The 12,444-nt window shown below is 62.9% G+C and carries 12 protein-coding genes and 2 pseudogenes; 7 read left to right on the forward strand and 7 right to left on the reverse strand.

Annotated features, from left to right (window positions below; genetic code table 11):
• Positions 1 to 16: 16 nt before the first annotated feature.
• From RQP55_RS11975 to RQP55_RS11990, 4 genes and pseudogenes are all read right to left on the reverse strand, one after another.
• Positions 17 to 1,594: a GMC family oxidoreductase gene (locus RQP55_RS11975; RefSeq protein WP_315610429.1), complete on the reverse strand. Its 1,578-nt coding sequence runs from the start codon at positions 1,592 to 1,594 to the stop codon at positions 17 to 19.
• A gap of 56 nt (positions 1,595 to 1,650) precedes the next feature.
• Entirely contained in the window at positions 1,651 to 2,550 is a 900-nt protein-coding gene (locus RQP55_RS11980) for a sterol desaturase family protein (RefSeq protein WP_315610430.1), read from the reverse strand.
• On the reverse strand, positions 2,543 to 2,971 hold the full coding sequence (locus tag RQP55_RS11985) for a hypothetical protein (protein ID WP_315610431.1): 429 nt from the start codon (positions 2,969 to 2,971) through the stop codon (positions 2,543 to 2,545). Before RQP55_RS11985 ends, RQP55_RS11980 begins: the two co-directional genes overlap by 8 nt.
• A 30-nt stretch (positions 2,972 to 3,001) precedes the next feature.
• Positions 3,002 to 3,409: pseudogene (locus tag RQP55_RS11990) on the reverse strand (TIGR01244 family sulfur transferase); the annotation flags it as partial.
• A 286-nt stretch (positions 3,410 to 3,695) separates the two neighbouring features.
• Between RQP55_RS11990 and RQP55_RS11995 the strand changes: the two are divergent.
• From RQP55_RS11995 to RQP55_RS12025, 7 genes are all read left to right on the forward strand, one after another.
• The gene (locus tag RQP55_RS11995; protein ID WP_315610433.1) at positions 3,696 to 4,415 is read left to right on the forward strand and encodes a cold-shock protein; all 720 of its coding nucleotides are present in this window, start codon (positions 3,696 to 3,698) and stop codon (positions 4,413 to 4,415) included.
• 135 nt (positions 4,416 to 4,550) lie between these two features.
• Complete coding sequence (locus RQP55_RS12000; protein ID WP_315610434.1) at positions 4,551 to 5,744, forward strand: aspartate aminotransferase family protein; 1,194 nt, start codon at positions 4,551 to 4,553, stop codon at positions 5,742 to 5,744.
• Positions 5,741 to 6,667, forward strand: a complete 927-nt coding sequence (argF, locus tag RQP55_RS12005; protein ID WP_315610435.1) for an ornithine carbamoyltransferase — start codon at positions 5,741 to 5,743, stop codon at positions 6,665 to 6,667. The genes RQP55_RS12000 and argF overlap by 4 nt, the downstream gene beginning before the upstream one ends.
• Positions 6,664 to 7,572 carry an Hsp33 family molecular chaperone HslO gene (locus RQP55_RS12010; RefSeq protein ID WP_315610436.1) on the forward strand — a complete coding sequence of 303 codons (909 nt, stop codon included), beginning with the start codon at positions 6,664 to 6,666 and terminating at the stop codon, positions 7,570 to 7,572. Before argF ends, RQP55_RS12010 begins: the two co-directional genes overlap by 4 nt.
• A 29-nt stretch (positions 7,573 to 7,601) precedes the next feature.
• Positions 7,602 to 8,009, forward strand: coding sequence for a hypothetical protein (locus tag RQP55_RS12015; protein WP_315610437.1), 408 nt, complete (start codon positions 7,602 to 7,604; stop codon positions 8,007 to 8,009).
• 49 nt (positions 8,010 to 8,058) lie between these two features.
• The gene (gene queC / locus RQP55_RS12020; RefSeq protein ID WP_315610438.1) at positions 8,059 to 8,754 is read left to right on the forward strand and encodes a 7-cyano-7-deazaguanine synthase QueC; all 696 of its coding nucleotides are present in this window, start codon (positions 8,059 to 8,061) and stop codon (positions 8,752 to 8,754) included.
• A 28-nt stretch (positions 8,755 to 8,782) separates the two neighbouring features.
• A complete protein-coding gene (locus RQP55_RS12025) occupies positions 8,783 to 10,363 on the forward strand; it encodes an MFS transporter (protein WP_315610439.1) in 1,581 nt (526 codons plus the stop codon).
• Positions 10,364 to 10,373: 10 nt separating this feature from the next.
• Here the strand turns inward: RQP55_RS12025 and RQP55_RS12030 are convergent, their stop codons facing one another.
• The 3 genes and pseudogenes from RQP55_RS12030 to RQP55_RS12040 form a co-directional block, all read right to left on the reverse strand.
• Positions 10,374 to 10,892, reverse strand: coding sequence for a superoxide dismutase family protein (locus tag RQP55_RS12030; protein WP_315610440.1), 519 nt, complete (start codon positions 10,890 to 10,892; stop codon positions 10,374 to 10,376).
• An 87-nt stretch (positions 10,893 to 10,979) separates the two neighbouring features.
• Positions 10,980 to 12,062: an OmpA family protein gene (locus RQP55_RS12035; RefSeq protein WP_315610441.1), complete on the reverse strand. Its 1,083-nt coding sequence runs from the start codon at positions 12,060 to 12,062 to the stop codon at positions 10,980 to 10,982.
• 296 nt (positions 12,063 to 12,358) lie between these two features.
• A pseudogene (locus RQP55_RS12040) lies at positions 12,359 to 12,444 on the reverse strand (integrase catalytic subunit); the annotation flags it as partial.

Genomic DNA, 12,444 nt, shown 5'->3' on the forward strand with positions numbered 1-12,444 from the left:
GGCCCGCAGCCCGGCTTTACTGCAACGCGGCCTTGATGAAATCTGCGGCGCGTTCGCCGATCATGATGCTGGGCGCATTGGTATTGCCCGAGACCAGTCGCGGCATGACCGAGGCATCGGCCACCCATAGCCCCTCGATTCCGCGCAACTGCAGCTTGGGATCGACCACGCTTTCGGCGTCGTTGCCCATCCGGCAAGTGCCAACCGGGTGATAGACCGTATCGGCCCGGCTGCGGATCAGATCGTCCACCGCTGCGTCGTTGCTGATATCGACCGGCTGGCGCGGCGTGCCGCCATAGGCGCCAAGCGCGCCATTTTCGGCAATGCGGTACATCAGCCGGACGCCTGCGCGAAGCGTTGCAATATCGCGCGGATCGTCGAGGAAATTGGGGTCGATCGCCGGAGCTGCGGCCGGGTCTGCGGAATTGAGGCGAACCGTGCCGCGGCTTTCCGGGCGCAGCACGCAGGCATGGATCGAAAAGCCATGGCCCTTCACCTTGGTGCGCCCATGGTCTTCCAACATGGCTGGGACAAAGTGATACTGGATATCGGGCGCCGGCAAATCCGGGTTGGTGCGCCAGAAGCCGCCAGCCTCGGCGAAGCAGGTGGTCATGATCCCGGTGCGCTTCAGGCGGTGTTCGATCACCGCCTTGGCCATCTTCCAGGTGCCGGCAAGGCTATCGCCGATGAAGTCGAGCGAGCCGGTTTCCCAGCTGGCCACGAAGTCGATATGGTCCTGCAGGTCTTCGCCCACGGCGGCCCGGTCAAGCAGCACCGGAACGCCCTTGTCCTTCAGGTGTGCGGCCGGCCCGATGCCGGATAGCATCAGCACCTGCGGGCTGCCGAAGGCGCCGGCCGATAACACGACCCCGCCGCCGGCGCGGATCACTTCGCGCTTGCCGCCGAAGCGGGCCTGGACGCCGACTGCACGGCCATTTTCGATCACGATCTTTTCGACCAGTGCTCCGGTCCGAATCGACAGGTTGGGGCGGGGGCTGAGGTAGGCGCGGGCCGCTGACCAGCGCTCACCGGCTTTCTGTGTCACCTGGTACAGCCCGAAGCCATCCTGGCGCGCACCATTGAAGTCATCGTTTTCGGGCAGCTGGAGTGCCGCGGCGCTGGCCACGAACGCCTCGCTGCCGGGGCTGGGCCAACGCTGGTCCATCACGTTGAGCGGTCCATCCGCCCCGTGCCATTCATTGCCGCCGCGCTCGTTGCCTTCGGCGCGCTTGAAATAGGGGAGCACGTCGGCATGGCTCCAGCCGGTACAGCCCAGCTCAGCCCACTGATCGTAATCGAAGTGGTTGCCGCGGATATAGACCATTGCGTTGATCGCACTGGAACCGCCCAGCCCGCGCCCGCGCGGTTGGTAACCGATCCGGCCGTTGAGCCCCTTTTGCGGCACCGTATCGAACCGCCAGTTCGACTTTTCCGGGATGAACGGCATGAACCCGGGGGTCTTGACCTGGATCGTATCGTTGTGCGGACCTGCTTCGAGCAGGCAGACCCGACGTGTGCCGTCTTCCGACAGCCGCCCTGCCACCGCGCTGCCCGCGCTGCCGCCACCGATCACGATGATATCGAACTGGTCCATCTCAGACGCTCTCCCTTTGGATGATGCGTTAAGCGACCGGTTAAATCACTGCAATCCTATTCCGCTGGTTCAGCAACCTGGCGGGCCTGCCAGCGGGCGCGGATCGTGTCTGACGTGTCGCGGCTGCCATCGTGCGTCCAGCCCGGCTGGCGCCAGAGGTAGGACAACTTGTGCCGCCAAGGAGCGTGCCAGACATCGCGAGCGATGCCGATCCATTCATGAAACACGGCATAGAGCAGGTTGAAAGTGCCAAGCTGGCGGACGATCCCGTAACTGATCTGCTCCTCGTTCGTTTCGGGCACGAAAGTCCCGAACAACCTGTCCCAGACTATGAAGACCCCGGCATAGTTCGAATCAAGATAGCGTGGGTTGGTTGCGTGGTGGACCCGGTGATGGCTGGGCGTGTTCATTACCGCTTCGAACCAGCGCGGGAAACGGTCGATCACCTCAGTATGAATCCAGAACTGGTAGATCAGGTTCACCCCGCCGCAGAACAGGATCATGGCCGGGTGAAATCCGACCGCGGCCAGGGGCAGCTTGAACAGGAAGGACATTGCCAGCCAGCCGGTCCAGGTCTGCCGCAGGGCAGTCGAGAGATTATAATGCTGGCTGGAATGGTGATTGACGTGGCTCGCCCAGAACCACCGCACGCGGTGCGCGCTGCGGTGGAACAGGTAGTAGAGCAGGTCATCCAGCACGAAACACAGGATCCAGGCCCACCAGGTCCAGGGGACGTTTAGCGCGCGGTGATCCCACAGCCACACCATCAACCCATAAATCGCCCCGCCGAAGATCAGCCCGGCAACTGTGCTGCCAAGCCCAAAGGCGAGTGAAACCAGCGTGTCTTTCGGCTCGTACTTCTCTGGTGCATTCCGGCGCGCCCAGATCATCTCAAGCACGATCAGCAGGATGAAGAAGGGAACGGCAAAGTCCACCGGGTTGGGCAGTTTAGGCATGCGGTACTCCTGCCCGCGGTAAGCGGCGAAGCCCCGCGGCCCAGACGCCGGTAGCCTCGCCAAGATGAAGCGTGATGGTGCCGAAGGTCTTTTCACCCGTGCCGATTACCAGGAAGTCCCGGTCCAGCCGGGCCTCGGTCCGGTCATCGAGCAGGCGTCCCACCCAGGCGGCACCGTGCCGGCGCAGCAGCATCTGGCGTCCATCGGCATCGCGCAGCAGCGCGCCGATCCCAGCCTTGTCGAGCACCAGATCAACGGGCTCGAAACCTTCGACCGCCTGATTCGCCAGGAAACATGCATGATCGGCATCGCGGATCCGCAGATCGCCGCCCAGATCCATCCACCGGGCCAGCCAGGCCAGGCCCAAGATCGCCGCCAGTGATGCGCCGAACTTGGCCAGATCGATCCAAACCCCTTCCATCGCGACCTATCCGCTGCGGGCCTTGAGCATGTCCATCAGCGGCCGGACGGGGGTAACATCATAGCCGGCGGCAGCGGCCTGGGTCGTAACTTCTTCAAGATCGGCGCCCGCGCTTGCCTGAGCCAGGGCCCACAGCAAGGTGGAGCGGGTGCCAGAGCGGCAATAGGCCAGGACTTTGCCTTCGCTCTTGGCCAGAGCGGCGGCCATCGCGTCGACCTGCGGACCGGAAAAACCGGAATGGGTGACCGGAATGGCAATGTAATCCATCCCCAGCGCCCGCGCCGCCGATTCGATCTGGGCGCCGGGAACCTGGTCGTCGCTCTCACCCTCGGGGCGGTTGTTGATCACCAGGGCAACGCCCAGGGCCTTGGCCTCGGCCAAATCATCCACGCTGATTTGCGGGCTGGCCAGGATGCTATCGGTTAGGCGGCGAAACATTGTGGGCACCCCATCGGTGAGTTTCGCCTTCGACTAGCCCCGACCGGGAGCAAAGCCAAGCGTCTGATCGATGTGTCACGCGCGGTGTCATTTCGGCAGAAATGTCACAGTGGCGCGCGGGCGGTACGGTTGCACGCGATTCGATTCGCCAAGGGCCAACAGATGGGTTATCACCAGACCTGCAGCGCTGCGGGCATTGAGTCCGTCGTATCTGCCTCCCCGGTGCGTTTCGTCCGCGCGGCCAGGGTTGTGAGCTCGCGGACGATACGAAAGTGCGTTCGGGTTTATGGGTTTTGATAGAGGACGTCGCGGCCGTGGCCGTGACAAGCGCGACGGTTTCGGCGAAGACAGCTTTGATCCGTTTGCGGGCAGCGGCGGCGACCGTTTTGGCGGTGGCGACCGGTTTGGCGGCGGCGATCGTGGTGGCTTTGGTGGCCCGGGTCGCGGTTTTGGCGGCGGTGGTCGCGGCGGCTTCGGCGGCGGCGCCCCGCGTGGCGGCGGTGGCGGCGGTATGCCTGCCCAGGTGGTCGGCGAAGGTTCCGGCACCGTAAAGTTCTTCAACGCGGGCAAGGGCTTCGGCTTCATCCAGCGCGATGAAGGCGGCGAAGACGTGTTCGTGCACATCAGCGCGGTTGAGCGCGCCGGCCTTGAAAGCCTGGCCGAGGGCCAGACGCTGAAGTTCACCCTGGTCGATCGCGGCGGCAAGATTTCTGCCAGCGACCTTGAGATTGTTGGCGACCTGATCGAAGCCCCCAAGCGTGAAGCTGCTCCGCAGCGTCAGCTGACGGGTGACAAGGCCACCGGCACGGTCAAGTTCTTCAATTCGATGAAGGGCTTTGGCTTCATCACCCGTGATGACGGGCAGCCAGACGCATTCGTGCACATCAGCGCGGTTGAGCGTTCGGGCATGTCTGGCCTCAACGAAGGTGACCGGGTTGAGTTCGACATCGAAGTCGATCGACGAGGCAAGTATTCGGCCGTGAACCTGGTGCCGCTGCAGGGCTGACCTGCCGGTGCCAGTCCCGGGGTTGCCCCGGGACATTCCACGGCCTAGAACTCCGCAAATGGCGGCCCTTAGCGGGGCCGCCATTTGTCGTTTTCCATTTCGTGCATATCTCGCATCCAGCAAAGGAAATCAGCGATGTCGATCACTCCGCTCATGCCAGTCTACCCCCGCTGTGGCTTTCGCCCGGTGCGCGGCGAGCACTGCCATCTGATCGGTGAAGATGGGCAGCGATATCTCGATTTTGCCGCGGGGATCGCGGTCAACCTGCTGGGCCATTCGCACAAGGGTCTGATCGGCGCGATCCAGAAGCAGGCTGAAACGCTGATGCACGTCTCGAACCTCTATGGCAGCCCGCAGGGTGAGCACTTGGCCCAGCGGCTGGTCGACCTGACCTTTGCCGATACGGTGTTCTTCACCAATTCTGGTGCCGAGGCGGTGGAATGCGCGATCAAGACGGTGCGTGCCTATCACCAGCATGCCGGCAACGATCACAAATTCGAGATCATCACCTTCAAGAACGCCTTCCACGGCCGGACCATGGCGACGATCAGCGCTTCCAACCAGGAGAAGATGCACAAGGGCTTCATGCCGCTCCTGCCCGGCTTCAAATATGTCGATTTCGACGATCTGGAGGGCGCCAAGGCGGCGATCGGCCCGAACACGGCGGGCTTCCTGGTTGAGCCGGTCCAGGGGGAGGGCGGCATTCGCCCCGCTTCTGACGCGTTTATGCAGGGCCTGCGTGCGCTCGCCGATGAGCATGATCTGCTGCTGGCGCTGGACGAAGTACAGTGCGGCGTCGCCCGCTCGGGCACGCTCTATGCCTACGAGCAGTACGGGATCGTTCCCGACGTTGTTGCCACGGCCAAGGGGCTTGGCGGTGGCTTCCCGATCGGCGCCTGCCTTGCCACCGAAAAGGCCGCGCGGGGCATGGTCATCGGTACCCACGGTTCGACCTATGGCGGCAATCCGCTGGCCATGGCTGCGGCTGAGGCGGTGCTCGATGCGGTTGCCAACGATGAATTCCTGACCCAGGTCCGCACAACCAGCGAACGCCTGCGCAGCCGGCTGGAACAGTTCATCGGCAACTATCCCGATCTGTTTGAACTGGTCCGCGGCAAGGGGCTGATGCTGGGGATCAAGATGAAGTTCGAAACCCGTGGGTTCGTGGCGCACCTGCGCGATAACCATCACCTGCTGACGGTTGCGGCCGGTGACAACACCCTCCGCCTCGTCCCGCCGCTGGTGATCGGCGATGCCGAAATCGACGAATTCTTCGACAAGCTTTCGGCCGGTGCCGCCAGCTTCCAGCCGCCGGAAGTCGCGGCATGACCCGGCATTTCCTGAACCTCGCGGATGCGGGCGGTGACGGGCTTGTCGCCATGCTCAACGATGCCCTTGATCGCAAGGGGGCGCGCGTCGGCTGGCCCAAGGGCAAGGCCGACTCGGATGCGCCGCTGGCTGGTCATATCCTGGCGATGGTGTTCGAAAAGAACTCGACCCGGACCCGCGTTTCGTTCGATGTCGCCATGCGTCAGCTTGGCGGCGGTGCGATCACGCTGGAATCGGGCACAAGCCAACTCGGCCGCGGCGAGACAATCGCCGATACCGCCCGGGTGCTGAGCCGTATGGCCGATGTGATCATGCTGCGAACCGACGATCACGCCAAGATCGAGGAACTGGCACACTACGCCGATGTACCCGTGATCAATGGCCTGACCGATGAAAGCCACCCGTGCCAGATCATGGCTGACCTGCTGACCCTGCTTGAGCGCGGCAAGGCACTGCCGGGTCTTGAAGTGGCCTGGCTTGGCGATGGCAATAACGTGCTCAATTCGATCATCGAGGCGGCCGGCCTGCTGCACTTCAATGTGCGGATCGGCACGCCCAAGGGCTATGAACCGGATGCCGGATACATCGAACGGGCCCGCGCGCTTGGGGCCACGATCACCCTGACCAACGATGCCGCCGAAGCGGCGCGCGGGGCCGACGTGGTGGTGACCGATACCTGGGTTTCGATGGGCCAGGACCATGCCCACAACAAGCTTGCGGCCATGGCGCCATTCCAGGTCGACGAAAAGCTGATGAGCTTGGCCGGCCCTGGGGCAACCTTCCTGCATTGCCTGCCCGCGCATCGGAACGAGGAAGTGACCGACGCCGTGATCGACGGTCCGCAGTCGGCCGTCTGGGATGAGGCGGAGAACCGCATCCACGCTCAAAAGAGTGTGCTGCGGTGGGTCTTCGGTCAGCTATGAGCCTGCCGGAGCATATCGTGGCCGGTGAAACTGGTTATGACCGGGTGCTGCGCTTCTCAATCCCCGGGCGTGATGCCCGCGGACGGGTCGTGCGCCTGGGACCTGTGCTCGACACGATCCTGACCGCGCACGATTACCCCCCACCAATCCGCCGACTGCTGGCCGAAGCCCTGGTGCTTGCGGCCCTGCTCGGCACTCTGCTCAAGGACGAAGACAGCCAGCTGACCATGCAGGCCCAGACCGAGTCTGGCGTGGTCGATCTGCTGGTTTGCGATTACCGCAATGGCGAGCTGCGCGGCTATGTCCGTCATGATGCTGAGCGGTTGGCGCAGCTCGGCCACAACCCCAGCCTCGTTGCCCTGTTCGGCAAGGGCTATCTGGCTGTCACCTTTGATCTTGCCGCAACCGGTCAACGCTATCAGGGGATCGTCCCGCTTGAAGGCGCGAGCCTTGCCGAAGCTTGCGAGAGCTACTTCGCCCAGAGCGAGCAGGTGCCGACGCTGATCCGGGTCGGGATTGGGGATGGGGCAGCCGGTTGCATCGGCGGTGGCATCCTGATCCAGCATCTGGCTGAAGGCGAAGAAGGACGCGAGCGGCTCCACGTGAAGATGGACCATCCGGAATGGGAGCATGTCTCGATACTTGCGGGCAGCACCCGTCCTGAAGAGCTTGTCGATCCAGACCTGTCGCTAGAAGCCTTGGTCTGGCGCTTGTTCCATGATGAGCGCGAGGTGCGGGTCGAGGCGGGGGCGCCGCTGCACCGCGGCTGTCGCTGCTCGGTTGAACACTACCGCTCGGTGCTGGGCAGATTCCCGGAAGAAGAGCGGGTTGAAATGCGCAGTCCTGAAGGCCTTATTGAGGTCGACTGTGCGTTTTGCTCAAAGCTGTTTCGGATCGACGCCTAGCAAGGATCTTTTTCATCGGGGGGCATGTAATGCGGCAGCTGATCTGGTTAACAGCCTCTGCTTTGACAGGTTGGGTGGCACTTGCTGTGCCCGCTTCAAGTCAGCGCCCTGCGCTTGAAATGCTGAACCAGCTTGAGCCCGGCCGCTGGGAAATCCGTTTGCGTGACGGCAGCCGCCGATCCTATCCGATTTGCCTGAATAGCGGCCACAAGTTCATTCAGCTGCGCCATGAAGGTCTGAACTGTGAACGGCTGATTGTGGATGACCGGGATGACCTGATCACCGTCCAGTACACGTGCCGTGGGCGCGGTTATGGGCGAACAAGCGTGCGGCGCGAAACCAATCGTCTGGTGCAGATCGAAACCCAGGGCATTGCAGAAGGTCTGCCGTTTGAATTTGCCGCAGAGGCGCGCCATACGGGGGATTGCAGCGGCTAGGCGATGTGCGCAGTTGCCATGGGCCTCTGCTCAGGCTAGCCCGTCGACAATGTCTTCCGCTGCCAATTCTCAACAGCGCCAGGCTGTCGTGCTCCTTTCGGGCGGCCTCGATTCCATGGTGGTCGCCGGGCTCGCGCAGGAAGCGGGTTATGCAGTCAACGCGCTGACGATCGATTACAATCAACGCCACCGCCGCGAGCTTGATGCTGCCGCGGCGATTGCCAAGCGGATCGGGGCAGTGCGCCACGTGGTCCTGCCGCTTGACCTTTCGCGATTCGGTGGCTCGGCCCTGACCGACGATATCGCGGTTCCCAAGGACGGCGTTGGTCCGGATATTCCGGTCACTTATGTGCCGGCTCGTAACCTGGTGTTTCTGTCGCTCACACTCGCCTGGGCCGAGGCGCTTGGGGTGCGCGACCTTTTCATCGGCGTCAATGCGCTCGATTATTCGGGCTATCCCGATTGCCGGCCCGAATTCATCGCCGGGTTCCAGGATCTGGCGCGGCTGGCGACCAAGGCTGGGGCTGAAGGCGATGACTGGCGCATCCACGCACCGCTTCAGTTCCTCGGCAAGGCAGAAATCGCGGCCGAGGCGCATCGCTTGGGGCTCGACGCCGGGCTCAGCTGGTCCTGCTACGATCCGCAGCCCGATGGCGCGGCTTGCGGCCTGTGTGACAGTTGCCGCTTGCGGCGCGAAGGCTTCGCCAAGGCAGGACTGACCGATCCGACCCGCTACGCGGCATAGAGCAAAGATAACGACAGGGAGAGACCAGGTGAACGAAGCTCAGGAAACCGCCGCAGCCCCGCGCGAGGCAAGCTCCTATAGTTGGTACGTTCTGAGCGTCCTGGTCGTGGTCTATATCCTGAACTTCATTGACCGGCAGATCATCTCGATCCTCGCGCTCGAGATCAAGGCGGACCTAAACCTTACCGATAGTGACATGGGCTTTCTGGGCGGTGCGGCTTTCGCCGTGTTCTATGCCCTGTTTGGCATTCCGCTCGGCCGCCTGGCTGACAACTGGAGCCGGGTCAAACTGCTTAGCATCGGGCTTGCCCTGTGGTCGACAATGACCGCCCTGTCAGGCTTCGCTCGCAACCAGATGACCTTGACCCTCGCGCGGATGGGTGTTGGCATTGGCGAGGCTACCGCCAGCCCAACAGCCTATTCGCTGATCTCGGACTATTTTCCCAAGCGCCAGCGCGCGACGGCGCTCGCGATTTATTCATCGGGGCTTTACCTCGGTGGCGGGGTATCACTGCTGATCGGCGCCAAGATCAGTCAGGTCTGGAATGCGGCATATCCTGGCGGTGGGCCGATGGGGCTGGTTGGCTGGCACGCGGCCTTCCTGGCAGTGGGCATCCCTGGCCTGCTGGTTGCGCTGTGGGTGGCAACCCTGCGCGAGCCGGTGCGCGGGGCAATGGATGACACCCCAAGCAAGAGCTCTGACCGACCCTTTGCCGAATTCTTTGCCGATCTTTCAACCATCGTGCCGCCCTTTACCCTGATCGGTGCCGCCCGCCGCGGCTTTGGGGCGCTGGCGATTAACATCGCAGTGGCGGTAGGGCTTTGCGCTTTCGCCTGGATCATGATCCAGTTGACCGGCAATCTTCCGCAATGGTCGGCCGTGGCACTGGGCTATTACGCGGTGTTCTCATGGGCCTCTGTACTGCGCCAGAAGGACCCGGCGACCTTCCGGTTGATCTGGGGCACCCCCGCTTTCATCTGCACCACTCTGGGTTATGCGATGGTCTCGCTGGCTGCCTATGGCCTGTCCTTCTGGTCGGCGCCCTATGCCGAACAGGTGCTCAAGCTGCCGAAACACGAACTGGCCTTCTGGCTGGGCGCCAATGGCGCGATCAGCGGCTTCCTTGGCGTGATTATCGGCGGCCGCGTGGCCGATGCGCTGCGGGCGAAGAACCCGGCCGGGCGGATCCTGGTGATCCTGTTCGGGGTGGTCGCTCCGGCCCTGCCGATCTGGATTGGCTATACTACAGCCAATCCGGTGCTGTTCTATGTGATGAACTTCCTGGCGGGCCTGTTTGGCGCTGCGGCACTGGGCGCTGCCGCGGCGACGACGCAGGATTTGGTGCTCCCCCGGATGCGCGGCACGGCGACAGCCTCGTTCTTTTTGGGCACGACGCTGGTTGGCCTCTGCTTCGGCCCCTACATGGTCGGGCAGGTGTCCGACCTGGCTGGCAACATGGTTGATGGCAAGCTGGTGGGCGATCTGCGGACCGGGATCCTGTCGCTGATCGCGGTGGCCCCGCTTGCGGTCGCCTTGCTGGTCTATGCCTACAAGGCTGTGCCGCAAGCGGAGGCCACCCTGGTCGAGCGCGCTGGCGAGGGTGGCTGAACTTTCAGCGCTAACTGCGCGTCAGCACTCCACAGGCAATTCGCGCGCCGCTGTTGCCCGAGGGGTCGGTGCGATAGTCATCGGCTGCAGCATGCAGGACAATTGCTGAGCCGTCTGCATCGAACAGCGCGGCATCGATTGCCGCATCGTTGGTGCCAAGGCTGGCACTGGCCGTGCCTACACCGTTCTGGCCGATGGTCACATTGGGCAGGTCACCGAGGTGTGAGCCCATCGGGTTATCCTTGCCGTGCTGGTGCCCGCCCGGGTTGAGGTGCGGTCCTGCGCTGGCGAAGGGCGCTTCGCACTTGCCGACCGCATGCAAATGCAGGCCGTGAACTGCTCCGGGCGTGCCCGCAACGCTCAGGTTGATGAGAGTTTCATTACCCCGCCGTGAAAGGGCGGCGGTGCCGATCGGACGGCCGTTCGCATCGGCCAGCTCTGCTATGGCAAGGTTGCCGGATCTGGTGGTGGTCGTGGCGCACCCGACCAAAGCCAGGGCGATCACAGCGGGGGGCAAGTAACGCAGCATAGGTCTCTCCAACTCCCCCTCCCATCAAAGGAAAAGGGGGCCGGATTGCTCCGACCCCCTGAACCTTTAGCACCTTTCGGTAGCTGATTACATGCCCGAACCCGGACCGTAGGTGATTTCCACCCGGCGGTTCTGCAGTTCGCGAACGCCGTCAGCAGTCGGAACGCGCGGATTGTTTTCACCGAAGCCCTGGCTGGTGATGGCGCCATCGGCGATACCACGCGAGGTCAGGTAACCGCGAACCGAAGCGTTGCGACGCTCCGACAGGCCCTGGTTGTACTTTGGCGCACCCGAACGGTCGGCATAACCGGCCAGCATGATCGGAACATTGGCGCAGTTGGCATAGGCCGTTACCGCACTGTCGAGGATCGAAGCTGCTTCCGGCGTGATGTCCGACTTATCCCAGTCGAAGAACACGATGTACGGGCCCTTATTGCAGACCACAACCGGCGGCGGCGGCGGCGGCGGAGGAGGTGGCGGGGGCGGCGGGGGCGGCGGCGGAGGCGGCGGCGGAGCAACCGGCTCAGCACCACCGAAGTTGTAACCCAGCGTCAGCAGCAGCGAGTGCGAACGGAAGCGGGTCTGAACGTTACGACCGGCATTGTTCACCAGATCGTTGTGATCCTGGTTGAAGAAGCGGTACTTCAGGCCGACGTCGACGTTGTCAGACAGCGGCGCGCGGATCCCGGCAATAGCCTGCCAAGCGAAGCCGGTGTCCGAATCGTTAACATTCAGAGCAGCGTTCGGCGTGAAAAGCTGGTTCTTGACGCGTCCGACGCCGACACCGCCACCAGCAAAGCCCTGGAGGCCATCATCGGGGCCGAAATCGAGCATGCCGTTCAGCATGAAGCTAAGTGCCGAGGCGCCGCCATCAAGCTGCGCGCCCGTGTAGCGGGTCGTCGCGCTGGCATACGAATCTTCGTTTGCGCGACGATAGCTTGCTTCGGCTTCAAGGCGGAAACCGCCAAAGTCATAACCGACGATACCACCGAAGTCGTAGCCGGTCTTGAGCTTCAGCGTGCCTTCGTTGTTCACCCCAGTGAAGTTCTTGATATCTTCGACGATCATGCCACCGGCATCAGCTTCGACGTACCAAGAATCATCGCGCGCGAGGGCAGGCGTCGCGAGGGCCGAGGAGGCAAGTGCCATCCCAATGACCAGTTTCCGCATTATCGTTTTCCCCTTGTAACAGGATTGAACCACCGAGTTCGTCGTATCTAACTGTATATACTAGTCCGTGCAAGCAGACAAAGCGCCAACTTGTTGCAATAATGTCGCACCTACGCCCCTCCTCTCCGCGAAAATGCAACGTCTCGTCGCCAATTCACTGCGCCGCCAGAACCCCGGATACGATCAGAACATTTACGATCGCGTCGATTGCTGCGCGCGCCTGTGTGTCAACGACGGTGCCTCCGGTTGGCAGGGCTGGTTTTGACCGGCCCCCACTGAGTGGTCCGTTCGGTTTGTTAGTGCATGATCGCCTCCTGCGCCATGGCTGGCCGTAGGTGGAGCGAAGCGGAACCGGAGGGCAGCCATGGCGATGGCGCTGTTT

It is taken from the genome of Novosphingobium sp. APW14, from assembly GCF_032337075.1.
Classification (GTDB): Bacteria; Pseudomonadota; Alphaproteobacteria; order Sphingomonadales; family Sphingomonadaceae; genus Novosphingobium.

Coding starts and splice junctions, on each gene's coding strand:
- RQP55_RS11975 (WP_315610429.1), bottom strand. CDS start 1,594: ATGGACCAGTTCGATATCATCGTGATCGGTGGCGGCAGCGCGGGCAGC.
- RQP55_RS11980 (WP_315610430.1), bottom strand. CDS start 2,550: ATGCCTAAACTGCCCAACCCGGTGGACTTTGCCGTTCCCTTCTTCATC.
- RQP55_RS11985 (WP_315610431.1), bottom strand. CDS start 2,971: ATGGAAGGGGTTTGGATCGATCTGGCCAAGTTCGGCGCATCACTGGCG.
- RQP55_RS11995 (WP_315610433.1), top strand. CDS start 3,696: ATGGGTTTTGATAGAGGACGTCGCGGCCGTGGCCGTGACAAGCGCGAC.
- RQP55_RS12000 (WP_315610434.1), top strand. CDS start 4,551: ATGTCGATCACTCCGCTCATGCCAGTCTACCCCCGCTGTGGCTTTCGC.
- argF (WP_315610435.1), top strand. CDS start 5,741: ATGACCCGGCATTTCCTGAACCTCGCGGATGCGGGCGGTGACGGGCTT.
- RQP55_RS12010 (WP_315610436.1), top strand. CDS start 6,664: ATGAGCCTGCCGGAGCATATCGTGGCCGGTGAAACTGGTTATGACCGG.
- RQP55_RS12015 (WP_315610437.1), top strand. CDS start 7,602: ATGCGGCAGCTGATCTGGTTAACAGCCTCTGCTTTGACAGGTTGGGTG.
- queC (WP_315610438.1), top strand. CDS start 8,059: ATGTCTTCCGCTGCCAATTCTCAACAGCGCCAGGCTGTCGTGCTCCTT.
- RQP55_RS12030 (WP_315610440.1), bottom strand. CDS start 10,892: ATGCTGCGTTACTTGCCCCCCGCTGTGATCGCCCTGGCTTTGGTCGGG.
- RQP55_RS12035 (WP_315610441.1), bottom strand. CDS start 12,062: ATGCGGAAACTGGTCATTGGGATGGCACTTGCCTCCTCGGCCCTCGCG.